The following is a 23,245-nucleotide window of genomic DNA, read 5'->3' as shown; positions in this document are numbered from 1 at the left end:
CGTTCTGGTTGCAGAATTCCGGGTTTCCCGCGGGCGAATTCAGCTCTCGGCGCAGTTGTGCGGGGAGGTGTCGTTGCAGAAATTCCAGCCCCTCATCCTGCCGATGCTCACCTTGAGAACGACCCCCGTGCCCTGCCAACTCTTGCCCTGGACGATGGTCACCGGCCCGCCCACGGAGGCATAGACCGGGTTCGAGCTGGCGGTGACGCGTCCCTTCGCGGTGCCGTCGGTGACCGAGGTCAGCGTGAAGTCCGCGGTCCCGATGACGCCGCAGCCGGCCAGCGGCGCGTCCGGGCACGTCGAAACATCGGGATACCTCCAACGCCCGCTGCCGTCGGGGTGGATTTCGATCCGCCCCGAATGACCGCCGCCCCACTCTCCGAGGAACGGGGCCAACTCCTGCGCTCCGACGCCGGGAGCCGGGGCGGGGGCCGAGGAAACCGCCGACGACGTGGGTTGCGCGGGCTGCGCGGGTTGTGCGGGTTGCGCGGCCGGGGCCGGGGACGGGTGCCTGTGCTGCAGCAGGAAGCCGGTGACGCCGATGACGCCGGCCAGGACCACGAGCGCCACGACGAGCGCGGCGATCAGCGCGGGACGCCCCGGGCGCCGCGGCGTCGTCGGGGTCGGCCGGGGAGGCTGGTCGGCGGGCGGGGCGGTGTGCCATTGTTGGCCATCCCAATACATCATCCCGGGCTTGCCGCTCGGGTCGGGATACCAATCGGGCGCCGACGGCGGAGTCGTCATATCGCTGTCTCCCCTCGGGCGGTCGTGGGCCGCGGGCGGGCACCGCTTAGCGGCGAATCACGACGAACAATGCCGCGAATGCCTTGGAATTTCCTTGGCGCGAATCATAACGCCGGTGCCGAACCGGGCGCGGTGGCTTTTTCGGTTTCCCAGACCGACACCTTTAAGCTGTCGTGATGCTGCACATCGCCGCCCTCTTCGTGTCGGGCACCGCCGGGCTCGACGACAACGGCGCGATCCATGCCACGCACATACCCATGGCCTGTTACCAGGTCGAGAAACTCCCTTTGACGGCAAGGGTTCCGCTCGTTCTCGTCGTGCACGCGCGCGCCGGCGGGGATTACGACCCGGAACTTTACGTCGTGTGCAAGGACCCCGCGGGAAACCCGTGCGGCAGCCTCACGGGAACCTGGCATTGGCCCGACGAAGCCGACCGGCCCTCCAAGTACCGGTGCTTCACCAAAGACCTCGCGTTCTTGGTCGAAACCGAAGGCGAATACACCATCGGCGCCTACTACGACGAGCACGGAAAGATCGAAATGGCCACGCCCATACCGATTTCGATCGTGCTGACCGCACCGGCGCCGGCCGACGGCACGGGCGAAAGCGCCGACAGCAACGGCTAGAACACACGTTTATCCGGGGCCCGACGCGGGCACGCGGAAAAGATGTCAGTAACAGCGTTCAAAGACCTGCCGTTGGCCGATCGCGACCGCAAGTGGGACGGCGGCGCCGCCGAAAAGCGCGTCCGCAAGTGGGCCGGCGCGCAGGACAAACCGAATCAGAAGTACCGGGACGCCCACATCTGGTACGACAGCGACAAAAAGGACAACTTCACCGCCTACAAGCTGCTGTTCGCCGACGTCATCGGCGGCGAGCTCAAGGCCGTTCCGCGGGGGGTGATGATCGCCGGCGCGATCATGGGCGGCGCCCGCGGCGGCATCGACTTGCCGAAGACCGACGTCGACCGCGTCAAAAGCCACCTGGCGAAGTACTACAAGAAGATGGACGAAACCGCGCCGTGGGAGCGTGGCTAGTTACGTCCTGATCACACAGCCACCGTCAACTCCGCCAAGCCGCGCAGGGTGACGTTCTCCTTGTAGCGCGGCTCGCCGGCCAGGCGGGCGTCCGGGAAGCGTGCCGCCACCGCCGACAGCGCGACCCCGGCTTCCAGCCGCGCCAGCGGCGCGCCCAGGCAATAATGCGCTCCGCGGCCGAAACCCAAGTGGCGCAAGGTCCCCCGGTCCGGGTCAAAGGCATCCGGCCGGTCGAATTCGGCCGGATCGCGTTGGGCCCCACCCAGCAGCAGCATGATCACGTCCCCCGCCGGCACCTCGACGTCGCCGATCGTCATGTCGTCGGCCGCGACCCGCCCGACCAGTTGCACGGGCGGGTCGTAACGCAGCGTCTCCTCCACGATCAGCGGTGCGCGTCCGGGGTCGGCGGCCAGGGCGGCCCAGTGGATGGGGTTGCACAGCATCGCCAAGATGGCATTGCCGATCAGATTCACCGTGGTCTCGTGCCCGGCGATGAGCAGCAGGATGCAGGTGGAGACGATCTCCTCCTCGGTCAGCTGGTCCCCGGATTCCTCCACCGCGATCAGGCCCGACAGCAGGTCGTCGCCGGGCCGTGATCGGCGCCGGTCGATCAGCGCGTGGAAGTACTGGCGCAGCCACGCGCTGGCCCGCCGCCGCTCGGCCGCGACCTCCTCGGGGACGCCGGTGATCGTCGAGAACGGGTCCAGCGACTGCGCCAGCACCGCCGAGGAGTGGCTGAACCTCGACTGATCGTCGAGCGGCACACCGAGCAGCCGGCAGATCACCGCCACGGGAAGCGGGTGGGCGAAGTCGGCGACGACATCGAACGCGCCCCGGTCGGCGATCCGATCGAGCAATCCGCCTACCAGCGCGGTGATTTCGGGCTGCAACGCGGTCACCACCCTCGGCGAAAACGCCTTGCTGACCAGCTTGCGCAGCCGCGTGTGATCGGGCGGATCGAGAAACAGGAACCCGGTCGGGAATTGCCGGGGCTGGACCACGCCGGCCGCCAGCTGCCGGCGCGTGACGGTCGACTTGGCGTTGTCGCTGCTCGACGACGGGTGCCGCAGCACGTCGTCGCAGTCCCGGTAGGCCGAAAACACCACGAAGTTGGATTCGGGCAGCTGCAGCGGGCCGAGCTCGCGGAATTGCGCGAAGAGCCGATACGGGTCGGCCCGGTTGGCCGGGTCGAGCAGCTGCAGCAGCAGGCCCTGCGCTTCGGCTTGCGGGGGTGCGCTCGTCATGCCCACATTCTGCCCGCGGCCTCCGGCGGGCTCAGCGGCGCAGGAATTCCACGATGTGGTGGGCCAGTTCCTCGCCGGCGTCCTCCTGCAGGAAATGTCCCGCGCCGTGGATGGTGGGGTGCTCGATGCCCTGCGCGCCACGCATCTCGCGCTGGAAGATCGCGGCCATCGGCCCGGTGATCGGGTCGCCGTCGCTGAAGGCGACGAGCATGGGCGTCGGGCTCACCGACAGCCTGGCCCAGGCCGCCTTGTTGGCCGCCGCGGCGGGGTCGTCCGGGGAGGTCGGCACCAGTCCGGGCATCGCCCGCGGCCCCGCGCAGTGCGCGTCTTCCGGGAACGGCGCGTCGTAGCCGGCGCGCACCTCGTCGCTGAGCTGCTGGCGACAACCGCCCTGCACGAACCAGCCGATGTTCAGCTCGGGGGCCGTCGTGATGGCCTCCCGGAAGCGCCACCAGACGTCGGCCAGCGGCTGCTCGCCGTTGGGTAGCCCGGTGTTCGCGACGACCAGGCGCGCGAACCGCTCGGGATGCTCGGCGGCCAACCGCAGCCCGATCAGGCCGCCCCAGTCCTGGCCGACGAGGGTCACGTCGCGCAGGTCGAGGACGTCGAACGCGACGGTCCTCATCCATTCGACGTGGCGGGCGTAGCTGTGGTCTTCGCGGCGGGTGGGCTTGTCGGAACGACCGAACCCGACCAGGTCGGGGCAGATGACGCGATGACCGGCGGCGGCCAGTATCGGCATCATCTTGCGGTACAGGTACGACCACGACGGCTCGCCGTGCAGCATCAGGACCGGGTCGGCGTCTTCCGGGCCGTCCTGCACCCACGCGACCCGCAGCGTACCGCCGTCACCGTCGGGGATCTCGCAATACCTTGGGGCATAAGGAAAGTCGGGCACATCGTCGAATCGCTCGTCGGGGGTGCGCAACGTTTGCATGTCAGGTCCCTTCGTGTAGTTCCGCCAAGGCGGGGTGGGCCATCAATCGGTCGAGGAATGGGCGCTGGCCCTTGAGCAGCTTGGTGCGCGCCTGCGCGACCGCGAACCATCCGACCCGGTCGACTTCGGGGAACTCCCGCATCCTGCCCGAGCCCTTCGGCCACTCCATTTCGAAGGTGTTGCTGTGCGTGTCGGTGACGTCGAGGTCGGCCCGAACGGCGAACACGGTGACCACCTTGCCACTGGGTTGCCGCAACGCGCCGAGGTCCGTGCGCGGCCCGTCCGGCACGGGCAGCCCGAGTTCCTCGTGAAATTCGCGCCGCGCCACCGTCCAGGGGTCCTCGCCCTCGGTGTACTCGCCCTTGGGAATCGACCATGCTCCTTCGTCTTTGCGGGCCCAGAACGGGCCGCCCGGGTGTGCGATCAGGACTTCGACCACGCCGTCGCGGGCCCGGTACAGCAGCGCGCCGGCGCTGAGGCGCCTGGGCGGGGTCAAGGCTCAGACCCCGACGGCGCGTTCCAGGTCCTTCAGCGACGACTCCAGGTGCGCGAGTAGGCGCTGCAGGTGCGGAACGCTGCGGCGGCAGCCGACCAGCCCGAACTCGAGGTTGCCGGCGTTGCTGACCAAAGTGATGTTCAGCGCCTGCCCGTCCATCGCGATGGACATCGGATAGTTGCCGTCGAGCCGCGCTCCCCCGTAGTACATCTGCTCGTGCGGCCCCGGCACGTTGGAGATGACGATGTTGAAGGGCGGCGATGTGGACGACACCCAACCCGGGACCGCCGCCAGGGCCAACGAGCTCATGTTCAACGCCGAAAGAGCCAGCGCCTGGACGCGGGGCAGCTGGGAGAACACCCGCTTGTTTTTGTGCATCGACTCGCTGACGGTCTGCAGCCGCTGCGCGGGATCGTCGGTGTGGGTGGCCAAGTTGCACAGGATCGCCCCGACTCGGTTGCCGCCGGCGTCGGCCTCGTCCTCCCTGCGCAGGCTCACCGGGACCATCGCGATCAGCGGGGTGTCGGGCAGCGCGTTCTGCTCGAGCAGGTAGTAGCGCAGGGCGCCCGCGCACATCGCCAGGACGACGTCGTTGAGGGTGACCCCCGCGGCCCGCTTGACGGTTTTGATGCGGTCCACCGACCACGACTGCGCGGCGCACCGCCGGGCGCCGCCGATTTTGACGTTGAGCATGGTGCGCGGCGCGCCGAAGGGCAGCGTCACCTGCTGTTCGAGCAGCGCGGCGCGTGCCAGCGACACCGTCGACGGGCCAAGCGCCGCAACGGATCCCGCCGTCTTCACCAGCGAACCAAGGCGGGACACCGGGCTGAGCGCGCGGGTGGGCTTCGGCAGGTTCCAGACCGCGCGGACCTCGCGGTCGTCGGGGTCGTATGACAACGTGCGCTGCATCAGTTTGAGCGCGGAAACGCCGTCGATCAGCGCGTGATGCATTTTGCTGTAGATGGCGAACCGGCCGTCGCTCAGACCCTCCACCACATACAGTTCCCACAGGGGGCGGTGGCGATCGAGAAGGCCGGTATGCAGCCGGGACGTCAGCTCGAGCAGCTCGCGAACCCGGCCCGGCGACGCCAGCGCCGAGCGCCGCACGTGGTAGTCGACATCGACCTCGTCGTCGTAGGACCATGCCATCGGGGTGATCCCGCCCATGATCGCCGCGGGGTGTTTACGGAATGTGGGCTGGAACTCGTTGTTGGCCAGCATCGCTTCGGTGAACTCCCGGACGAACTCCGGGCCGGCGCCCGGGGGCGGCTCGTAGAGCTGCAGGCCCCCGACGTGCATGGGGTGCTCACGCGATTCTCCCAGCAGAAAGACCGCGTCGGTGGGCGTCATCAGTTCCATCCACCCATTAGACCCCCACGACAAACCTTCTTGGCGTCGAGTGTGAAAATCGCGGCGCGACACGCCGGGGAGGCGTCGCGGAATTCACAGTGGGCCCGGCGGGCGGCTACAGCAGGTCGGTGATCGTCTTCAGGCCCGCGTCGTACAGCACGCCGGGCAGCATGCCCCCGTCGCACTCGATGGTGGTGCCGTTGACGAAGTCCGCGTCGCCGCTCGCGAGGAAGACACAGACCCGGCCCACCTCCGCCGGCTCTCCCGCGCGGCGCAACGGTACGGCGGCGAAATACTTTTCGCCACTCGGGTCGTCCTTGGGCAGCACGAACGACCGGAAGTTCTCGGTCATCGTCGGGCCCAGTGCGATGCAGTTGACCCGCACGGCGGGCCCCCACTCCTCGGCCAGCGAGCGGGTGAGGTGGTTGAGCCCGCTCTTGGCCGCGCCGTAGGAGACCAGGGTCGGCGACCCCGCGGGGTGCCCGGCGCCGCTGGAGATGTTGATGATGCAGCCCGCACCGTCCTGGGTGCGCATCTGCCGGTAGGCGCGGATCGCGAACCACAGCGGGCCGATCAGGTTCATCTGCACGGCGTAGGCGTGGAACAGCGCGGTGCGCTCATAGTCGTCGGCGCTTTCCGGCGCGCCCTGAATGCGTTGCACGAGTTCGGGAATGCTTTCGGCGTGCGGCGCGGGCACCGTGCCGCCGGCGTTGTTCACCAGGATGTCGACGCGGCCGTGGGCGGCGACGACGTCGGCGACGAACGAATCGATCGAGCGGTAGTCGCCTTGGTCGCAGACCTTTTGCGAGGCGCGCGGCGCCCAGTCGGTTTCGATGCCGGGGATGGTGTCCAGCGGCGAACGCGAGCAGCCGATGACGGTGGCGCCGGCCCGCAGCAGTTCGTGGGCGATGCCGACGCCCACCCCGCGGCTGGTTCCGGTGACGATCGCCACCTTGCCGTCGAGCACGCCCATCGGCCGACCTTCCTAGTTGACAGTCACTGACAGGTAGTCATACGGTGCCATCTCATTGGTGGGATGTAAAGGCGTGCGGGAGGTCGGCCATGAGCAAGCTCCGTGTCATCCAATGGGCCACAGGAGGTGTCGGCAAGGCGGCCATCGAATGCGTGCTGAACCACCCGCGGCTCGAGCTCGCCGGGTGCTGGGTGCACACCGCGAGCAAAAACGGCGCCGACGTCGGCGACATCGTCGGGGCCGCTCCCCTGGGCGTCAAGGCGACCACCGACGTCGACGAGGTGCTCGCGCTCGACGCGGACTGCGTCGTGTACAGCCCGCTGGTGCCCAATGACGAAGAGGTCCTTGCAATCCTGCGGTCCGGCAAGAACGTGGTGACCCCGGTAGGGTGGGTCTACCCCGACCTGAGCAACCCGCGCCATCAGGCCATCGCCGACGCCGCGGTCGAGAACGGAGTGACCCTGCACGGCTCGGGGATCCACCCCGGCGGCATCACCGAGCGCTTCCCGCTCATGGTGTCCTCGCTGTCGTCGGCGGTCACTCACGTGCGCGCCGAGGAGTTCTCCGACATCCGCACCTACAACGCCCCCGACGTGGTGCGCCACATCATGGGCTTCGGCGGCACCCCCGAGGAGGCCGTGCAAGGACCCATGGCCAGCCTGCTCGAGTCGGGATTCAAGATGTCGGTGCGAATGATCGCCGACCACATGGGTTTTCGCATCGACCCCAACATCAGGACCATCCAGGACATCGCCGTGGCGACCTCCGACATCGACTACGACCCCTTCCCGATCACCGCGGGAACCGTGGCCGCGCGCCGCTTCCGCTGGCAGGCGCTCGCCGACGGCGAGCCCGTGATCACCGCGGCGGTCAACTGGCTGATGGGCGAGGAAAACCTAGACCCCGATTGGAATTTCGCTGAGCGAGGCGAACGCTTCGAGGTCGAGATCACCGGCGACCCTACCGTCAGCCTCACCTTCAAGGGCCTGCAGCCGCCGTCGATCGCCGAAGGGCTGCGACGCAATCCCGGCGTCGTCGCCACCGCCAACCACTGCGTCAACGCCATCCCGGACGTCTGCGCCGCGGGACCGGGCATCAAGACCTACCTCGATCTGCCGCTGTTCGCCGGCCGCCCGGCGCGCAATCTGGCCGTAACGGCATGACGTACAGCCACCCCGACTCGCTGCGCGGGCACGTCGCGATCGTCACCGGCGCCGCGCAGGGCGTGGGCAAGGGCGCCGCCGCCGCGCTGCTGGAACGCGGGGCGTCGGTGCTGCTGGTCGACATCCAGGACGAGCTGCTCGCGACGACCGGCGCCGAACTCGCGGCGGCCGGCGCCGTCACCACGCTGGTCGCCGACCTGCGCGACCCGGACAGCGCCGCGCGGATCGTCGCGGCCGCCGTCGACGCGTTCGGCGCCGTGCACGGCCTGGTCAACAACGCCATAGCGACCAACGAGCCCAAGGCCTTCGTCGACATCACCACCGAGGACCTGGCGCTGGGCTACGAGGTCGGACCCCGGGCGACGTTCCTGCTCATGCAGGCCGTGCATCCCGTGATGGTCGAGGCCGGCGGCGGGTCGATCGTCAACCTCGGCTCGGGGACGGGCACCGGCGGCGAGCCGAGGTGGGGCGGTTACGCCGCCGCCAAGGAAGGCATCCGCGGGTTGTCGAAGGTCGCCGCGCTGGAATGGGGGCGCGACAACATCCGTGTCAACGTCATCTGCCCGTTCGCGGAGTCCGACGGCGTCAAACTGTGGAAACAGTTCGCGCCCGACGACTACGCGAAGGCGGTGCGGCGCGTCCCGATGAAACGCATCGGCGACGTGCGCACCGACGTGGGCGCTCTGGTGGCGTTCCTGCTCGGCGCCGACGCGACGTTCATCACCGGGCAGACCATCCACGTCGACGGCGGGATCGGTTGCTTCCGGTGACGGAGTCGCTGCGCGATCGTCAGCGCGCGCAGGTCCGCGCCGACATCAGGCGCGCCGCGTTCCGGCTGTTCATCGAGCGCGGGTACGACGCCGTCACCACCGAGGAAATCGCCGCGGCGGCAGGCGTTTCGGCGCGCACCCTCTTCCGGCACGTGCCGGCGAAGGAGGAGCTGCTGCTGGCGCCGGTGCGCTACGGTGGCGCCGCGATCGTCAGCCTCCTCGAGGACCGTCCGGCCGGCGAGTCACCCGATGCCGCGCTGATCAACGCGATCGTCACGCGGACCCGCTCGTTCGACCGGGCCGACTGCGAGGAGTGGCGCAAGGCCCTGCTGGTCGCGCCTGGATTGCTCGACAAGGTCACCCTGCACCGTCCCGCCGACAAGGACCGGGCGATCAAGCTGATCGCCGAGCGCATGGGCGCCAACCCCGACGTCGACATCCGGCCCGGCCTGTTGGTGCAGATCGCCTTCGCGGCAGCGGATTTCGGGTTCCAGCAGTGGGTGCGGCAATCCCGCAACCGATGGCCGTTGGATCGTTATGTCACCGAGGCGCTGGCGGCCGTCAAGAGCCCGCACTGGAGACGAAAAAAGTGACGTGTGACATGGCGGCCCGCCGGGCACAGTATCCCTATGAGCATCCCGAAGGGCGTCGTGGTGATCGGCCAGATCGGGCGCGACCTGGTGTTGCGCACCGACGGGCCGCCGTCGGCGAATGAGCCCACCGCGGTCCTGCGGCGCGACGAGCTGCTCGGCGGCAAGGGCGCCAACCAGGCCGTCGGCCTGGCCCAGCTGGGGGTGCCGGTCGCGCTCATCGGCGTGGTGGGCGATGACATCGCGGGAGAGGTCGTGCTGCGGCAGGCGCGCAACGACGGCATCGACACGCGTGGGGTCGTGCGGCGCGGCACGACCGCGCTGCTGATCGATCTGGTCTCGCCGGAACGCATGCTGATCGAGGACGTGCCGGAAGGCTCGCTCGTTCAGGTGGCCGACCTCGAGCGGGCGGCGCCCCTGTTCGACGACGCCGACACCGTCTCGATCCAGCTGCAGCAGCCGCCGGCGACGGCCCTGGCGGCGGCGCGGCGGGCCCGTGAGAGGGGCCAACGCGTGGTCGCCGACGGGGTGCCCGCAAAGGACGTTCGCACCGACCTCCTGGCGTCGGTCGACGTGCTGCGGGCCGACTCCACCGAAGCCGCGCTGATCGCGGGCGAGGAGGTCGGCACGCTGGAGCAGGCGGAGGCGTTGGGCCGCGAATTGTTGGGCCGCGGACCGGAATTGGTGGCGCTGGCCGTCCCGGGCGTCGGCGACCTGGTGGTGTGGAAGAACGGCAGCGCGCTGTTCGAATTCGCCGACGCGGAGGTCGTCGACCCGACCGGCGCCGGGGATGCGTTCGTGGCCGGACTCATTGCCGCCCTGCGCGCGGGCGCCGACCCGCGGCGGGCCGGTGGCCTCGCCGCGGCGGCCGCCGGCTCGACGGTCCAGCGCCTCGGCGGGCGACCGGACCTGACCGCGCTGTCAGGATCGCCGGGCGGCCTCTTGAACCAGCTGGACACGTGAGCCGACGCCGAGTTTGGTGTAGACGTGGGTGAGGTGGGCCTGCACGGTCTTGGGTGAAACGAACAGCCGGGTGGCGACGTCTTTGTTCGGGAGGCCTTCGCACACCAGCCGGACGACGTCGAGTTCGGCCGGCGTCAGCGACTCCCACCCGCTGCTCGGGCGTTTGCGCTCACCGCGCCCGCGCTGCGCGTAGGCGATGGCCTCTTCGACGGTTAACGCGGCGCCCTCGGCCCAGGCGGTCTCAAACTCCTTGTCGTCCATCGCATCACGCAGCGCCGCAACCGCGGCCTCGTAACCGGCCTGATGCAGCTTGAACCGCACTATCCCGTTGCGCTGCCGGAACGCCTCGGCCGCGCCGAAAAGGCGGGCCGCTCGCCGAGCGTCGACGTCTCGGGCCAGATCGGCGAGGGATTCAATGATGCCGGGGACCGGATGATAAACCCCCGCACTGGCTGCGCCCGCCAGCGCATCATGCGCGTCACGTTCGGCTCCTTCCGGGTCGCCTTCGGCAATCCCGACGCGAGAGCGGGCCGCTAGTGCCACCACCAGATGCCATCCCGACGCCATCGCGATGGCTTCGTCGGCCCAACGGCGCGCCGGCGCGAGGTCACCCTCCGCCAGTGCCACTTCGATGGAGTTGAACGCACGTTGCACGACGGCCATCTGGGGTTGGGCCATACCGATGAGTTGGAAGGCCCGCTCGCTCGAGTCATGGGCGGCGCCGATCTCGCCCGCGGCCAGCGCCGCCACCGCCGACGCCGCGTGGCCCATCCCTTGGAAGATCTCATCCCTGCCCGACGCGCTCTCGAATGCCTTGTCGGCCGCGGCGCGCGCGGCATCGACGTCACCGTGGTGTGCCAACGCAATCGCCAGACCCATCCCGCCGATCGGTTTGAGAAATTCGTCGTGATCCGCCTCGCACTCGGCGACGACGGCTCGGAACCCGGCAACGGCCCCGGCTACGTCGCCTTCGATCAACTGCACCCACGCGAGGTACAAACGACTCATCCGCGAATTGGGCCGGTCGCCAATCGCATCCGCGATATCACGACCTTCTTCACCGGCCGCGCGGGCCGCGATCGGGTCACCCACGCTCACCCAGGTGTTGGCCTGCCAGGCGAGGATCTGGCTCAGGCTCCATCGATCGTCGAGCCTCCGGGCGAAAACCACCGCCTCGGAGTAGTACCGTCCGGCCGCCTCCGCGTCGTAGTCGACGCTGCCCGCGATCCAGCCACAGGCGGTCAGCGTCCGCGCCAGCAGGGCCGGGTCATCGAGTTCGCGGGCAATCGCCAGGGCACGCTCGGCCAGATCGATACTGCCGCCGACGAACATGTTCAAAACGGCGGTGTCGGCGAGGGCGCGGGCACGCACCGCGGCGGGCACCTCGAGATCGTTCAAATCGCTTTCGGCGACAACGGTATCGAACCACGCCCGGCCCTCAAGCGCACGTAATCTCGTGAGCCACAGTGGTTGTAATGAGGACGCGAGCGACAGCGCGCGCCCGGTATCGGACGTCTCCAGGTTCCACCCCAGTGCGCTTCGCAGGTTGTCCATCTCGACTTCCGCCTGAGTGAGGCGCTCCGCATAGTCGGTACGCGCGGGCGCATCGAGGAGTGCGGCCATCGACGTGTAGTGGTCGCAGTGACGCGACCGGACGGCATCGGCCTCGCCGGACTCGGCCAGCTTCTCCAGCGCATACTGGCGCACGGTTTCGAGCATCCGGTATCGCATTCTCCCGCCGGTGTTTTCGGCGACCACCAGCGACTTGTCGACGAGCAGGGTGAGCTGGTCCAGCACCTGGTAGCGCTGGACCCCGTCCGCACTCGCGACCGCCTGCGCGGCGTCGAGATCGAAGCCACCCAGGAATACCGCTAGGCGGCGGAACAGGATGCGCTCGGTGTCGGTGAGCAGGGCGTGCGACCAATCCACCGATGCTTGCAACGTCTGTTGCCGGCGCACCGCCATGCGCGAGCCGCCGGTCAGCAGCCGGAAGCGGTCGTGCAGGCCGCCGAGAATCTCGTCGAGCGACAAGGCGCGCACGCGCGCCGCGGCCAGCTCGATCGCCAACGGCATCCCGTCGAGACGCCGGCAAATCTCGGCGACCGCGGCCCTGTTGTCGTCGCTCAACGCGAAGTCCGACTTGGCCAGCCGGGCGCGGTCGGCGAACAGGTCGACGGCCTCGTCGGCCAGCGACAACGACGGTACCTGCCACATCGCCTCGCCGGTGACACCCAGCGGTTCGCGGCTGGTCGCCAGGACCGTCAGCCTCGGGACCTCCGCGAGGAGACCAGCCACCAACGCGGCGCTGGAGTCGATCAGGTGTTCGCAGTTGTCGACCACGAGCAGCATGTGCCGGTCGCGAAGATGCTGCTGCAGCGTCTCGATGGTCGACCGGCCGGGCTGGTCGGGCAGCCCCAACGCTCGAACCGCCGTGACCGGCACGACATCCGGATGGGTGATCGGAGCCAAATCGACGTAGCAGACACCGTCACCGAATTCTTCTGCCAGATCGGCGGCGACGTGAACGGCAAGCCGCGTCTTGCCCGCGCCTCCGATTCCGATCAGCGTTACCAGCCGATTACCGGCCAGCGCCTCCCGTAGATTTCTGATTTCCGTATGGCGACCGATGAAGCTCGTCAGCTGTGCCGGAAGGTTTCGTACGACAACGGTGTTGGCGGTTCGCAGCGGCGGGAATTCGTTACGCAGATCGGGATGGCAGAGCTGTATCACGCGTTCGGGCCGGGGCAGGTCGCGCAGCGGGTGGCTGCCGAGGTCGGCCAGCGAGACGTCGGGCGGCAGCTGGTCGACCACCATGAGCTCGGTCGCGCCCGACAACACCGTCTGTCCGCCGTGGGCCAGGTCCCGCAACCGGGCCGTGCGATTGATCGTGGGCCCGATGTAGTTGGTCCGATCATTTGGCTCGCGCAGCCGCACCTCGCCGGTATGGATCCCGATGCGCAGCCGGATCGGGGCCAGCGCCGCCCGCTGCAGATCCAGCGCGCAGCACACCGCATCGGAGGCGCGAGCAAAAGCGATCACGAAGCTGTCGCCTTCGCCCTGCTCAACCGGGCGGGCCCCGTCGTGGGCGGCCACCAAGTCCGTCAGCACCTGATCCAGGCGCGCCATAGCAACGGCCATGTCGTCGGGTTGGGTCTCCCACAGCCGCGTAGATCCCTCGACGTCTGCCAGCAGCAACGTCACGGTTCCCGTCGGAAGCTCGCTCACGGCCAGGTCGCTCCACTTCGCCTCGCTCATGCTAGCCAGCATGCGGCGACGCAGCTCGCAGAACATCAGCAAAATGTCTGATATCGCGGCGGTGGTCGTGCCAGGCATCAGCTCAGCGCGGGAAGCACCCTGTCGGTGAGCAGTTGGACCGACTTCCACGCCTCGTCGACGGGCATCCCGCCCACCAGCGGGTGCATGACCAGCGGCCCGTACTGGTCGGCGCCGCGGACTTCGTCGATGAGTTGCTCGGGTGTCAGGAACCGGTATCGTCCCGACGCCTTGACCTCGTCCAGCGTGGCGACCCCGGGCAGGTGCATGAACGAGCGCTGGTCGGTCGACCATTCGCCGTAAGTGACCGCCTCCCAGAGGATGTGGTCACCCAGTTCGGCCCAGGCCCGGTCGGGGTCCTCGTGCAGGAAGACCATTCCGCGATTGATGGGCCCGGGCATGATGATGAGCGGCTTGATACCAGCCTCGGCACACAGCTCGCGGTAGTAGGCGGCGATGTCGGGCAGGTGATCGGCCAGGCTCAGCGGCAGCTTGAAACGCACCGCGCGCCGCGCGGTGGCGCGCACGCCCCCACCGACATACAGCGGGGGGTGCGGGCGGGTCCACGTCCCGGTGTCGGACCAGACCGACAGCATGTTCTCGATCAGGTTGTCCATCAGCTGGCCGCGTCGGCCGAAATCGACTCCGAGAGAGTCATATTCGACCGTGCGGTAGCCCAGGCCGACGGTGGTGTGCAGCCGGCCGCGGCTCATATTGTCGACGAGCGCGATGTCTTCGGCGAGCCTGACCGGATTCCACAGCGGTCCGAGCGCGCAGTCCACGCTGGCGATCAGCGTGGTGGTCCGGGCCAGAAACATCGCCGCGGCCATGATCGGGTTACAGCTCCACCCGTGCCCTGTCGCGTGGTGCTCGTCGACGCTGATCGAGGTGATGCCGCGGGACTCACCCCACTGCGCCAGTTCGAGCGCAGAGGTGAGCAGTTCGCCTTGCGTGCGCGGATTGCCGTGCGGCGACGCAAAGTTGAAGCGCAGCACCGTCAGCAACACGTCAAGCTTCCTGTTGGGCGGCGGCCGCCCGCAGGAACGCGGGGAAGTCGGGAAACAGCGCGCGGTCGACGATCTCGATGCGGGTGCCGGCCGTGTCGACGTAGTAGGCGAACAGCGCCAGGCCCGGCGGGCTGACGTCGGCGGTGGCTTCGAAGGTGAACCCGTTGTCCTCCAGCGCGCGGGCGGTCTCGGCGAGGCTGTCGGTGAAGTAGCCGAGATGGTGCACGGAGTTCCCGGGCGCCGCCGTCCACGGGCTCCCCGGCACCTCCTGAATCAGCTCGACGTGCGGGGCCTGCAGCGAGTAGACGAACCGCGACGTGAGCTCACGGGTTCCCTCGGCGGTGCGGAAGGGCAGGGTGTAGGAGAGCGGGCTGATCCAGCGGTAGCCGGCCAGCGCGCCGAGGCGGGCCATCGCGGCGTCGAGGTCGGGCACGACGACGCCGGTGTGGTAGAAGTCCTCGGGGCGCAGTGCGAATCCCATGATATGTGTCCTTACCTCGCCAGTTGGTTTCTGAGCCAGGCGCTTTCCCAGAAATTTGTGCTGTCGGCCAACAGCGTTTCATGGGCCGTCGTCAAAACCTCCCGCGCCCCCGCGTGCCCTTCCGGGACGAGTTCGGCGAGGTGGATGGCGTGCAGTGGCCGTCCCGCCTCGAGGTGGGCGCGCGCGCGTTCCACCAGGGCGTCGGCGCCGGCCAGTTCCACCACGTCGGCGGCGACGGCGTCGAACCCGACCGGATACAGCTCGGTGGTGGACCGGTGGTGGAACCAGCCCGAGTAGTTCTCCCAGACGGCGCGCACGTCCCAGTCGACCTTGCCGTAGCCCTGGCCCACTTCGCATTCCGGCGGCAGGGTGATCTCACGCATCAGGGTCCGGACGTCCTTGCCGGCGTTCATCCCCGCCACGGTCTCGTCGTGGATGTACTGGAGCGCATCGCGCAGCCGGGTCAGTTCGGCCTCGATGCGCTGCTGGCCCGCGATCGGGTCGAAGTGTCCGGTCACCAGCAGCTCGGGGCGCAGCGCGCGCACCCGCTCCACCGACGCGACGGCAGTCAGGGCGTCCCGGTACCGGTCGCCCCGCATGGTGACCAGGTTGGGGATGTGGCCGAACACCGGGCCGAAGGTGTTCCCGCACAGGCAGATTCCCTCGTCGGGCAGCCACACCACCAGCGAGTCGGTGGTTTCACCGCCGGGCACGGAGATCAACTCCATGCGCCGGCCGCCGAGCTCCAGGCTCAGGGTGTCCTCGAACTCCACATCGACGACCGGGACGCTCTGGGCCGGCAGGCGCTTGGTGCCCAGGCGGCGCTGAATGGCCTGGACGCCCGTGGCCAGGGTGTCCTTGAAGGCGAACGCGCTGCGGGCGGCGCGGTACGGGATCAGGCGGTCGTTGTCGTCGCGCCACGCGGTCCAGTTCGCCTGCGCGACAACCTTTGTGTCGGGGTCGCGAACGCTGTCCAGGCCGCCGACGTGGTCGACGTGGCCCTGCGTGAAGATGACGTAGCGCACCGGTGAGGGGTCGACGGCGTCGAAGTTGGCGCGGTGCAGCGGCCCCTCGAATCCCATCCCAGTGTTGACGATCACGCGGCCATCGGCGGTGGTCAGCAAGTAGGAGTTCGACAGTCCCGGCGAGCACCAGAGGCCGGGCGCCACCTGTTCGGCCCTCTCGGCCGAGGCGGGGCGCATGGCGTCGGCGCCCGGCCTGCCGCGATAGATGGGGTCAAAGTCCTGGGTGCCCATCGCTGCTCCTCATTCGGGGCGGACGTCGAATCTGTCGAAGTAGAAGCCGAAGCGCCCGCGCAGCTCGTCCGGCGAAACCCCGAAATGCCGCTGCAGATCGTAGCGGACGCGGCCGTGCTTTCCGCGTGGGTTGCCGTCCAGGTATCGCTGGAAGCGGTCGCGCACGTTGGGTGTCAACTCGGCCCCGCCGCGCTGGTAAAGCTGTTCCAGCACGGCCATTTCGTTGCCGTTGAGGTGGTGGAAGTCGATGTCGACGCTGCGCTCGGCCGGCACCAGCTCGCGGTCGCGCACGCACGCGGCGAGCAGCCGGTGCACCCGGTCGCTCCAGTAGTCCAGCAGCCACCCGGGGTCGATGCGGTGCCGACGCAACCGATCCGAGTAGGCCATCATCGTGATCGCCGATCGCACCACCGCGACGGGGTCGCGGTGGGTGAAGGCCACCGTCGCGTCGGGGAAGGTCGCCATCAGCGGACCCAGCTGCTCGCAGTGCTGCGGGCTCTTGAGGACCCAGGTGCGCGGGCCGCGCAGGAACGTCAGCGCGCGCAACACCTTCTTCAGGTACGCGTAGTGCCGGGTCTGGTCGAGCTCCAGGTAGTAGTCGCGCCAATCCGGCACGCGCGCATGCCATTCCAGGACGTAGCCGGCCAGATCGAGGTCGAGGAGCTCGACCTCCTCCTCGATCGCCTCGGGGAACCGGTCGTGCATGGCGGCCACCACCGGGGCGCTCGCCATGAGCGCATCGTGCTCGGCCTTGGCCCGCGCGTAGCGGGGGTCGATCCCATCGATGCCGGGACCCTGCCCGGGCGCGGGTATAGGTTCCTGGCTCTCCCAGTAGGGCAGGGCGCGCCGCCGCGGGTCGGCGGCGATCAGGTTCACCAGGTGCGTCGTGCCCGACCGCGGCATTCCGACCACGATGAAGGGCTTCGCGATGGGGATCGACTCGATCTCGGGATACCGCTCGAGGAGGTCGGTCAGCGAGAGCCGGTTGCGCAGCAGGCGGACCACCCGTTGGCGCAGCGACGAGCGGGTGAGCTGGGTCAGGCCCTCGTCGGCCTCGATCGCCGCCACGTGCGCGGTCAGCCGGTCGCCGAACCCGTCGGTGTCGTCCAGGTCGGTGGCCCCGCCGGCCTGCTCGACGGCTTCGGCCAGCATCCGGTCGATGTCGAATTCGACCGGCCTGGCCTCGGTGAATTCCAGAATCTGGCGCTGGACGTCGGTGAGCCTGGGCGCGGTCAGGTCGTCGAAGTCGAGGTCCCCCACGCCGGTGCTGCCGGGACCCGCAGCGCTCAAGCGACCGCCTCCTCGAACATTTACTGTGTCGAATATTCGACGTAGTGTTCGAAATGTGACACAGACGCTAGACCCGGTGGAGACCCAACGTCAACCCACGTCGCCGCCGACGGAGCGCGTGGTCGCGATCATGCGGTTGTTGGGCTCCCAGCCGGCGCGGGCGTTTTCGCTCGCCGAGATAACCCGCGAGCTCGGTATCAGCCGGGCCACCGGCCATGCGATCCTGACGACGCTGGTCGCCCACCGCTGGGTGGTGCGCGACGATGCGACGGCGGCCTACTGTTGCGGTCCCGCCATCGCGTCGCTGGCCAGGCCCGCCAGCGACCGGATGTTTCACGGCATCCTGCAGGAGCTCGCCGAATCCACGGCGACGCAGGTGTTTCTGGCGCGCCGCGACGCCAACACCCTCGTCGTCGTCGACAGTGCCGGCGAGTCCGGCTCGGGGATGCGCATCGAGCGCGGGTTGCGCCTGCCGCTGGTGGCGCCGTTCGGCCGCGACTACGTTGCCTGGAGCTCGCCCGGCGCGCGGCGCGCCTGGCTGGAGGGCATCGGGAGGCCCTCCGCGGCGCTGTCTCGGCGGATGACGTTGGTGCTCAACGAGATTCGGGAACGTGGGTACGCGGTCGAGCGGCTCACCCGCGAATACGTCGGGGTGTACACGGCGCTGCGCGCCCTCGGGGGCGAAGCGGAACCCACCGCACCCGATACCATCGCCGCGCGGCTCGCCCGCGCGTTCGCCGACCTCACCGTGATCGACGTCCTGCGCGCCGAGCTGACCGACGACGGCGCGCACAGCGTCGCCACCATTTCGGCCCCGGTCGTCGACGAGGACGGGGTCGTGTCGATGTCGGTCAGCGCCGCTCCGTTCGCCGACCTCCCGGCCGCCTCGGTCGAGCGGCTGGGCGAGCGGGTCCGGGGCGCCGCGCGACGGATCGAGGCGCAGGTCGCGGGCTCTACAAGTTAGCCAGGTCGTCGGGCACGTCGACCTTGTGCTCCTGGAGCGTTTCCAGGGGAACCACCTCGAGGGTGCGCTCGTGGGTCGACGCCAGCACCACCGGCGCCGCGCACCCGTCGTGATGGGCCCGCAGCCAGTTCAGGGCGGTGACGCACCAGCGGTCGCCGGGCAGGAGGCCGGGGAACCGGAGCTCGGGAACCGGCGTCAGCAGGTCGTTGCCGATGGAACGCTGGTGCTCCAGGAATTCGGCGGTCATCACCGCGCAGATCGTGTGCCGGCCGAGGTCTTCCGGGCCGGTCGAGCAGCAGCCGTCGCGGTAGAAACCGGTGAGTGGGTCCGTGCCGCACGGTTCCAGCGGGCCGCCGAGAACATTGCGATCGGGCACTCGTTCAGTATCGTCCTGTTGGGCGCGCAGGGAGAAGCTTTTCATCCGCATCCCAGCAAATTTGCTGCCGACCGTCACCGGCGGCGTCAATCGGTGGTGGACGAGCCCGCCGCGCGGTATTTTTTGCGTGTGAAACTTACCGGTGCCTTCCTGGCGGAAGCGGCCGCGACGGTCGACAACAAATTGAACGTGCAGGGCGGCGTGGTTTCCAAATTCACGGTCGGGCCCGACCGGTTCGCCCGATTTGTCCTCGTGGTGCTGACGCATCCCGAGGGCGACGATTCGGAGCGGCGTGTCGATGTGGAGATCAGGCCCCCGGGCCTTGACGGCGCCCCGCAATACAAGTGGTTCGAGGTGCCGGAAGCCTCCCTCGGCGAATTCCCGGGGTTTGCCTTCTTCGAGATAGACGCCCGGTTGCCCGAGGACGGTCGCTGGACGATCGACATCACGTGTGGGGATTCGGCGGTCTCGTTGCCGCTTCTGGTAGGTGGCTGGACGCCCCCGTCCTTCGACATCTGAGCGGGCCCGTTTTCACCACGCGCACAAGGACTTTAGGGCCCGACCGTGCGCATCCCAAGGGCCGCAACACACTACGATAGCAGCGTGGCGACCGGCTCGGCCGCGAGCGCGAATGCCGGTAGGTCACAACAAGATAACAATTTGCTGTGCGGGTATTAGCTGGCGCGACTCGCTGGCCAAATGCGGGGGACAGCGGTCCGCGAAATCTATCTTCAGTTCGTGCACCGTCGAACGGCCCTCAAAATCCCCTTGCTGCTGGCGGCGGGCACGGCCCTGGCCCACGCACCGCGTGCGTCCGCGGAGCCGGCGCCCCGATCCTCCGGCGAGGTAACCCGGTGGTCGGCCGACCGCGCCAACCGCTGGTATCAGGCGCAGGGCTGGCTCGTCGGGGCCAATTACATCCCTGCCAACGCCATCAACCAGCTCGAGATGTTTCAGCCCGGCACCTACGACCCCCGGCGGATCAACACCGAGCTCGGCTGGGCCCGAGTGTACGGCTTCAACAGCGTGCGGGTCTTTCTCCATGACCAGCTCTGGGCCCAGGACCCCCGGGGGTTTCAGACCCGACTCGCCCAGTTCGTCGGCATCGCCTCGAACCACGGCATCAAGCCGATGTTCGTCTTCTTCGACTCCTGTTGGGACCCGCTGCCCAAGCTGGGTCCGCAGCGCGCGCCGAGGCCGGGGGTGCACAACTCGGGGTGGGTGCAGAGTCCGGGCGCCGAACGCCTCGGCGATCCCCGCTACGTCCGCGTGCTACAGGGCTACGTCACCAGCATCCTGACCCAATTCCGGAGTGACACACGCGTTTTGGGATGGGACCTGTGGAACGAGCCCGATAATCCCGCGCGCCAGTATCAAAAGGTGGAGCGGAAGGACAAGCAGGCGCTCGTCGCCGAGCTGCTCCCCCAGGTGTTCCGCTGGGCCCGTGCCGTGGATCCCAGCCAGCCGCTGACGAGCGGCGTGTGGCGCGGTGACTGGGGCGAGCCGGCGGGCCGCAGCGCGATCAGCGCGATCCAGCTGAACAACTCCGACGTCATCACGTTCCACTCCTATGCCGAACCCGCGGGCTTCGAGGCGCGGATCGCCGAGCTGGCGCCGATGGGGCGGCCGATCCTGTGCACGGAGTACATGGCGCGGCCCCAGGGCAGCACCATCGAGGCGATCCTGCCGGTGGCCAAGCGCCACAACGTCGGCGCGTACAACTGGGGCCTGGTCGCGGGCAAGACGCAGACCTACTTCCCGTGGGATTCGTGGGATCACCCGTACTCGGCGCCCCCGAAGGTGTGGTTTCACGACCTGCTGCAGCCCGATGGGCGGCCCTACCGGGACAGCGAATTTCAGGCGGCCCGCAGCCTCGCCGGGGGGCAGCCCACCTGAAACCTAATGGCCGTATAGGCCCAGGGCCTGTGCCGCCGCCGTCGCCACGTCGCCCCGCAGGTCCGAGATCGGGGTGCTGCCGCGCACCTGGATCGAGTTCGAGAGCAAGACCACGTACGTGTTCGAGCCCGGGTCAACCCAGAGCGAGGTCCCGGTAAAGCCGGTGTTGCCAAAGCTGCCGACGGGAAAGGCCACGCCTCGCGGCTTGGAATAGCCCGTATCGATGTCCCAGCCGAAGCCGAACAGGTTCTGTCCGGGGATCGCCGGATAGCTCGGGCCGAACCTGGGCGCCCTTCGGATGGCTTGTCGCGCCGCGTCGTTCGCCGCTTCGACTTGTTGGTCCGTATGGCCGGGCTGCTGCGGAGCCGTCATCAACTCGAGAGTCGCCTGCCGCAGCGGAAAGTCGCTCGGTCGCCCGGCGAGCCGATCCAGCAGGGCCTGCGAGTAGACGCCGACATCGCGCGCGGTCGAAAACACACCGGCGTTTCCGGCCACTCCCCCCATCCGGCGGGCCGTCGGATCATGGACGGTGCCCCGAAGCAGGCGGTCGTAATCGGGGTTCGTCCCGGGATCCGCCCTGCCTTCCTCGTCATGCGCGGTGGGGGCGACGCGCGCCAAGAGCTCGGTGCTCCACGAGTCCGGGGGGCAGGCGGCGGGAACTTGTGGCCCCGGGGCCCAGGCGACGGCGGCGCCCCGGAGCGTGTGGGGACCGCACGCTTTGGCCGCCGGAAGGAAATGGGTGTCGGCCATGCCGAGCGGCGCGAACACGTGTTGCTGGACGTAGACGTCTTCCGGCTCGCCGGTGAGTTTCTCGAGCAGCGCGCCCAGCAGGATGTAGTTGATGTCGGAGTAGCGAAATACCTGACCGGGAGCCGTCTGCAGCGGCGTGGTGAGCGCGCGATGGATGCCCTCGGCCTTGTCGGGTGCGCCCAGTCCCCACGGCTCCGCGAGGCTGACGTCGATCCCTTCGCCGGACGTGTTCGTCAACAACATCCGCACCGTCACCTTGGCGCGCTGGGGATCGTTGTCCGCGTTGAATTCCGGCAAATATTTCTGCACGGGATCGTCGAAGGAAATCCTGCCTTGTTCGTAGAGCTGCATGACGGCCGTCGCCGTCCCGAGGCACTTCGTCAGCGACGCCATGTCGAAGATCGTGTCCTCGGTCATCGGCTCGGCGGGCGCGGGCGATCCGTCCAGTCCCGGCTCGCCGGCGAGCTTGCGCGCGCCGTACGCCCGGTGGAAGACGACGTTGCCGGCGTGTCCGATCAACACGACGGCACCGGGTAGCCGCCGCGCGTCGACCGCGTCGTTCATCAGCTTGGAGACTTTGGGGAAGTCGGCGCTGGGCGGCAGGGCCGGCCGCGCCCGGGCCGGCTGGGTTGGCTGGGTTGGCTGGGTTGGCTGCATCGCGCCGCTAACGGGTGGGTGCGACGCCGCACAGCCCGCCGAGAAGAGGGTGGCCAGGCTCAGCAGGACGGCCACGACGGCGACGGGCATATCGCAAGGGTAGGTCGGCGGTTGGGGCTGAGATAGCGTCGACAGTCGATGAACCTTAGGCCCCTGAGGCGAGGGCTTGGTGCGCTCACGACCGGTGTCGTGCTGCTGCAGTGCTCGTGCGCGCCGGCGCCTGTTGCCATCCGGTCATCGCCGCCGACGACCGTGTCGTCGCCGGTCAGCGCGGCTGCCGCGCCGGCCGCGGCGACCGCTGCGCCGATCACAGCGGCCGAACTGGGCGCGAGCTGGCGCCCGGGCTGCCCGGTCGAACCGGCGCGGCTGCGACGGGTGGCCGTCGACCACCTGGGTTTCGACGGCCGGACGCACCGGGGCGAGCTGATCGTGCACGAGGACGTGGCGCCGGACGTGATCGCGATCTTCGAGCAGCTTTACCGACGGGGCGTCCCCATCGAGAAGATCCGCACCGTCGACGGCTATCCCGCGGCCGACGACGAGCTGTCCATGGAGGACAACAACACGTCGGCGTTCAACTGCCGGCGCATCCCGGGAAGCGCCGAATGGTCGCCGCACGCCTACGGCCGGGCCATCGACCTCAATCCGCTTGTCAATCCGTGCGTCTACCCCGGCGGCGCCTTCGAACCGCACAACGCCGCGGCCTACCTGGATCGCGGCCGCACCGACCCCGGGCTCTTCCATCGCGGTGACGCGGCCGTGCGCGCCTTCACCGACCGCGGCTGGCGGTGGGGCGGCGACTGGACGAGTCCCGTCGACTACCAGCACTTCGAGCGGTGATGAAGCGAGGGCCTGCCCGCCGGGCGGCCCATGCGAGCACGGAGACAACCGCGGTGACGATCGCCCTCGTAACGGCTCGCATACGAGATGTTTTTGGCGGTGGCGGAGGGATTTGAACCCTCGGACGGTGTTAGCCGTCACACGCTTTCGAGGCGTGCTCCTTAGGCCGCTCGGACACGCCACCGCCA

General features: G+C 68.9%; 23 protein-coding genes and 1 tRNA gene. 10 read left to right on the top strand and 14 right to left on the bottom strand.

The window, feature by feature from the left end; genetic code table 11:
- Nucleotides 1–39: 39 nt before the first annotated feature.
- Nucleotides 40–744, bottom strand: coding sequence for a DUF2510 domain-containing protein (locus BST11_RS28175; protein ID WP_211284730.1), 705 nt, complete (start codon nt 742–744; stop codon nt 40–42).
- Nucleotides 745–920: 176 nt separating this feature from the next.
- Between BST11_RS28175 and BST11_RS17505 the strand changes: the two genes are divergently transcribed.
- Together BST11_RS17505 and BST11_RS17500 are read left to right on the top strand one after the other, a co-directional pair.
- On the top strand, nt 921–1,370 hold the full coding sequence (locus BST11_RS17505) for a hypothetical protein (RefSeq protein WP_083139182.1): 450 nt from the start codon (nt 921–923) through the stop codon (nt 1,368–1,370).
- A 42-nt stretch (nt 1,371–1,412) separates the two neighbouring features.
- Nucleotides 1,413–1,781 (top strand): hypothetical protein, encoded by a 369-nt coding sequence (locus BST11_RS17500; protein ID WP_083139181.1) that lies wholly within the window; start codon nt 1,413–1,415, stop codon nt 1,779–1,781.
- Between the two features lie 11 nt (nt 1,782–1,792).
- Here the strand turns inward: BST11_RS17500 and BST11_RS17495 are convergent, their stop codons facing one another.
- The 5 genes from BST11_RS17495 to BST11_RS17475 form a co-directional block, all read right to left on the bottom strand.
- The gene (locus BST11_RS17495; protein ID WP_083139180.1) at nt 1,793–3,025 is read right to left on the bottom strand and encodes a cytochrome P450; all 1,233 of its coding nucleotides are present in this window, start codon (nt 3,023–3,025) and stop codon (nt 1,793–1,795) included.
- Nucleotides 3,026–3,056: 31 nt separating this feature from the next.
- A complete protein-coding gene (locus tag BST11_RS17490; RefSeq protein ID WP_083139179.1) occupies nt 3,057–3,962 on the bottom strand; it encodes a haloalkane dehalogenase in 906 nt (301 codons plus the stop codon).
- A 1-nt stretch (nt 3,963) separates the two neighbouring features.
- Nucleotides 3,964–4,458, bottom strand: a complete 495-nt coding sequence (locus BST11_RS17485) for an NUDIX hydrolase (protein WP_083139178.1) — start codon at nt 4,456–4,458, stop codon at nt 3,964–3,966.
- A 3-nt stretch (nt 4,459–4,461) separates the two neighbouring features.
- Nucleotides 4,462–5,817, bottom strand: coding sequence for a WS/DGAT/MGAT family O-acyltransferase (locus tag BST11_RS17480; RefSeq protein ID WP_083139177.1), 1,356 nt, complete (start codon nt 5,815–5,817; stop codon nt 4,462–4,464).
- A 106-nt stretch (nt 5,818–5,923) separates the two neighbouring features.
- The gene (locus BST11_RS17475; RefSeq protein ID WP_083139176.1) at nt 5,924–6,781 is read right to left on the bottom strand and encodes an SDR family NAD(P)-dependent oxidoreductase; all 858 of its coding nucleotides are present in this window, start codon (nt 6,779–6,781) and stop codon (nt 5,924–5,926) included.
- A gap of 89 nt (nt 6,782–6,870) precedes the next feature.
- On the opposite strand from BST11_RS17475, the gene BST11_RS17470 reads away from it, so the two are divergent.
- The 4 genes from BST11_RS17470 to BST11_RS17455 are packed head-to-tail and all read left to right on the top strand — an operon-like array spanning nt 6,871 to nt 10,267.
- Nucleotides 6,871–7,944, top strand: a complete 1,074-nt coding sequence (locus BST11_RS17470) for an NAD(P)H-dependent amine dehydrogenase family protein (protein ID WP_083139175.1) — start codon at nt 6,871–6,873, stop codon at nt 7,942–7,944.
- Nucleotides 7,941–8,714, top strand: coding sequence for an SDR family NAD(P)-dependent oxidoreductase (locus BST11_RS17465; RefSeq protein ID WP_083139174.1), 774 nt, complete (start codon nt 7,941–7,943; stop codon nt 8,712–8,714). The genes BST11_RS17470 and BST11_RS17465 overlap by 4 nt, the downstream gene beginning before the upstream one ends.
- Nucleotides 8,711–9,307 carry a TetR/AcrR family transcriptional regulator gene (locus BST11_RS17460; RefSeq protein ID WP_083139173.1) on the top strand — a complete coding sequence of 199 codons (597 nt, stop codon included), beginning with the start codon at nt 8,711–8,713 and terminating at the stop codon, nt 9,305–9,307. The genes BST11_RS17465 and BST11_RS17460 overlap by 4 nt, the downstream gene beginning before the upstream one ends.
- A 36-nt stretch (nt 9,308–9,343) precedes the next feature.
- Nucleotides 9,344–10,267 carry a PfkB family carbohydrate kinase gene (locus BST11_RS17455; RefSeq protein ID WP_083139172.1) on the top strand — a complete coding sequence of 308 codons (924 nt, stop codon included), beginning with the start codon at nt 9,344–9,346 and terminating at the stop codon, nt 10,265–10,267.
- On the opposite strand, the gene BST11_RS17450 is transcribed toward BST11_RS17455, so the two are convergent.
- The 5 genes from BST11_RS17450 to BST11_RS17430 all read right to left on the bottom strand — a co-directional run bounded on the left by BST11_RS17450 (nt 10,226) and on the right by BST11_RS17430 (nt 17,574).
- Nucleotides 10,226–13,522 (bottom strand): helix-turn-helix transcriptional regulator, encoded by a 3,297-nt coding sequence (locus BST11_RS17450; protein ID WP_276033890.1) that lies wholly within the window; start codon nt 13,520–13,522, stop codon nt 10,226–10,228. The genes BST11_RS17455 and BST11_RS17450 overlap by 42 nt on opposite strands.
- Before the next feature lie 77 nt (nt 13,523–13,599).
- Entirely contained in the window at nt 13,600–14,547 is a 948-nt protein-coding gene (locus tag BST11_RS17445; RefSeq protein WP_083139171.1) for an LLM class flavin-dependent oxidoreductase, read from the bottom strand.
- 1 nt (nt 14,548) lies between these two features.
- Nucleotides 14,549–15,031 carry a VOC family protein gene (locus BST11_RS17440; RefSeq protein ID WP_142276411.1) on the bottom strand — a complete coding sequence of 161 codons (483 nt, stop codon included), beginning with the start codon at nt 15,029–15,031 and terminating at the stop codon, nt 14,549–14,551.
- A gap of 8 nt (nt 15,032–15,039) precedes the next feature.
- Entirely contained in the window at nt 15,040–16,284 is a 1,245-nt protein-coding gene (locus BST11_RS17435; RefSeq protein ID WP_244897687.1) for an MBL fold metallo-hydrolase, read from the bottom strand.
- A 9-nt stretch (nt 16,285–16,293) separates the two neighbouring features.
- Nucleotides 16,294–17,574 carry a sulfotransferase family protein gene (locus tag BST11_RS17430; protein ID WP_083139169.1) on the bottom strand — a complete coding sequence of 427 codons (1,281 nt, stop codon included), beginning with the start codon at nt 17,572–17,574 and terminating at the stop codon, nt 16,294–16,296.
- A 55-nt stretch (nt 17,575–17,629) separates the two neighbouring features.
- Between BST11_RS17430 and BST11_RS17425 the strand changes: the two genes are divergently transcribed.
- A complete protein-coding gene (locus tag BST11_RS17425) occupies nt 17,630–18,538 on the top strand; it encodes an IclR family transcriptional regulator (protein ID WP_083139168.1) in 909 nt (302 codons plus the stop codon).
- Here BST11_RS17425 and BST11_RS17420 read toward each other — a convergent pair.
- Nucleotides 18,528–18,914: a DUF2237 family protein gene (locus BST11_RS17420; RefSeq protein ID WP_083139191.1), complete on the bottom strand. Its 387-nt coding sequence runs from the start codon at nt 18,912–18,914 to the stop codon at nt 18,528–18,530. The genes BST11_RS17425 and BST11_RS17420 overlap by 11 nt on opposite strands.
- 129 nt (nt 18,915–19,043) lie before the next feature.
- Between BST11_RS17420 and BST11_RS17415 the strand changes: the two genes are divergently transcribed.
- A complete protein-coding gene (locus tag BST11_RS17415; RefSeq protein ID WP_083139190.1) occupies nt 19,044–19,433 on the top strand; it encodes a hypothetical protein in 390 nt (129 codons plus the stop codon).
- Between the two features lie 219 nt (nt 19,434–19,652).
- A complete protein-coding gene (locus BST11_RS17410) occupies nt 19,653–20,810 on the top strand; it encodes a glycoside hydrolase 5 family protein (RefSeq protein WP_083139189.1) in 1,158 nt (385 codons plus the stop codon).
- Nucleotides 20,811–20,813: 3 nt separating this feature from the next.
- Here the strand turns inward: BST11_RS17410 and BST11_RS17405 are convergent, their stop codons facing one another.
- Nucleotides 20,814–22,307: a serine hydrolase domain-containing protein gene (locus BST11_RS17405; RefSeq protein WP_083139167.1), complete on the bottom strand. Its 1,494-nt coding sequence runs from the start codon at nt 22,305–22,307 to the stop codon at nt 20,814–20,816.
- A 48-nt stretch (nt 22,308–22,355) separates the two neighbouring features.
- Here BST11_RS17405 and BST11_RS17400 point away from each other — a divergent pair, with 48 nt between their 5' ends.
- Nucleotides 22,356–23,057 carry a M15 family metallopeptidase gene (locus tag BST11_RS17400; RefSeq protein ID WP_083139166.1) on the top strand — a complete coding sequence of 234 codons (702 nt, stop codon included), beginning with the start codon at nt 22,356–22,358 and terminating at the stop codon, nt 23,055–23,057.
- A 94-nt stretch (nt 23,058–23,151) separates the two neighbouring features.
- Here BST11_RS17400 and BST11_RS17395 read toward each other — a convergent pair.
- Nucleotides 23,152–23,241, bottom strand: a tRNA-Ser gene (locus BST11_RS17395).
- Nucleotides 23,242–23,245 lie beyond the last annotated feature (4 nt).

The organism is Mycobacterium alsense (assembly GCF_002086635.1).
In the GTDB taxonomy this organism is placed as follows: domain Bacteria; phylum Actinomycetota; class Actinomycetes; order Mycobacteriales; family Mycobacteriaceae; genus Mycobacterium; species Mycobacterium alsense.
The sequence above is the reverse complement of the archived record's forward strand: the minus strand, read 5'-3'. Positions and strand labels throughout refer to the sequence as shown.

Bases quoted from the DNA above. Each gene is read 5' to 3' on its own strand.
- BST11_RS28175 (WP_211284730.1), bottom strand. From the start codon at position 744: ATGACGACTCCGCCGTCGGCGCCCGATTGGTATCCCGACCCGAGCGGC.
- BST11_RS17505 (WP_083139182.1), top strand. From the start codon at position 921: ATGCTGCACATCGCCGCCCTCTTCGTGTCGGGCACCGCCGGGCTCGAC.
- BST11_RS17500 (WP_083139181.1), top strand. From the start codon at position 1,413: ATGTCAGTAACAGCGTTCAAAGACCTGCCGTTGGCCGATCGCGACCGC.
- BST11_RS17495 (WP_083139180.1), bottom strand. From the start codon at position 3,025: ATGACGAGCGCACCCCCGCAAGCCGAAGCGCAGGGCCTGCTGCTGCAG.
- BST11_RS17490 (WP_083139179.1), bottom strand. From the start codon at position 3,962: ATGCAAACGTTGCGCACCCCCGACGAGCGATTCGACGATGTGCCCGAC.
- BST11_RS17480 (WP_083139177.1), bottom strand. From the start codon at position 5,817: ATGGAACTGATGACGCCCACCGACGCGGTCTTTCTGCTGGGAGAATCG.
- BST11_RS17475 (WP_083139176.1), bottom strand. From the start codon at position 6,781: ATGGGCGTGCTCGACGGCAAGGTGGCGATCGTCACCGGAACCAGCCGC.
- BST11_RS17470 (WP_083139175.1), top strand. From the start codon at position 6,871: ATGAGCAAGCTCCGTGTCATCCAATGGGCCACAGGAGGTGTCGGCAAG.
- BST11_RS17465 (WP_083139174.1), top strand. From the start codon at position 7,941: ATGACGTACAGCCACCCCGACTCGCTGCGCGGGCACGTCGCGATCGTC.
- BST11_RS17455 (WP_083139172.1), top strand. From the start codon at position 9,344: ATGAGCATCCCGAAGGGCGTCGTGGTGATCGGCCAGATCGGGCGCGAC.
- BST11_RS17450 (WP_276033890.1), bottom strand. From the start codon at position 13,522: ATGAGCGAGGCGAAGTGGAGCGACCTGGCCGTGAGCGAGCTTCCGACG.
- BST11_RS17435 (WP_244897687.1), bottom strand. From the start codon at position 16,284: ATGGGCACCCAGGACTTTGACCCCATCTATCGCGGCAGGCCGGGCGCC.
- BST11_RS17405 (WP_083139167.1), bottom strand. From the start codon at position 22,307: ATGCCCGTCGCCGTCGTGGCCGTCCTGCTGAGCCTGGCCACCCTCTTC.
- BST11_RS17400 (WP_083139166.1), top strand. From the start codon at position 22,356: ATGAACCTTAGGCCCCTGAGGCGAGGGCTTGGTGCGCTCACGACCGGT.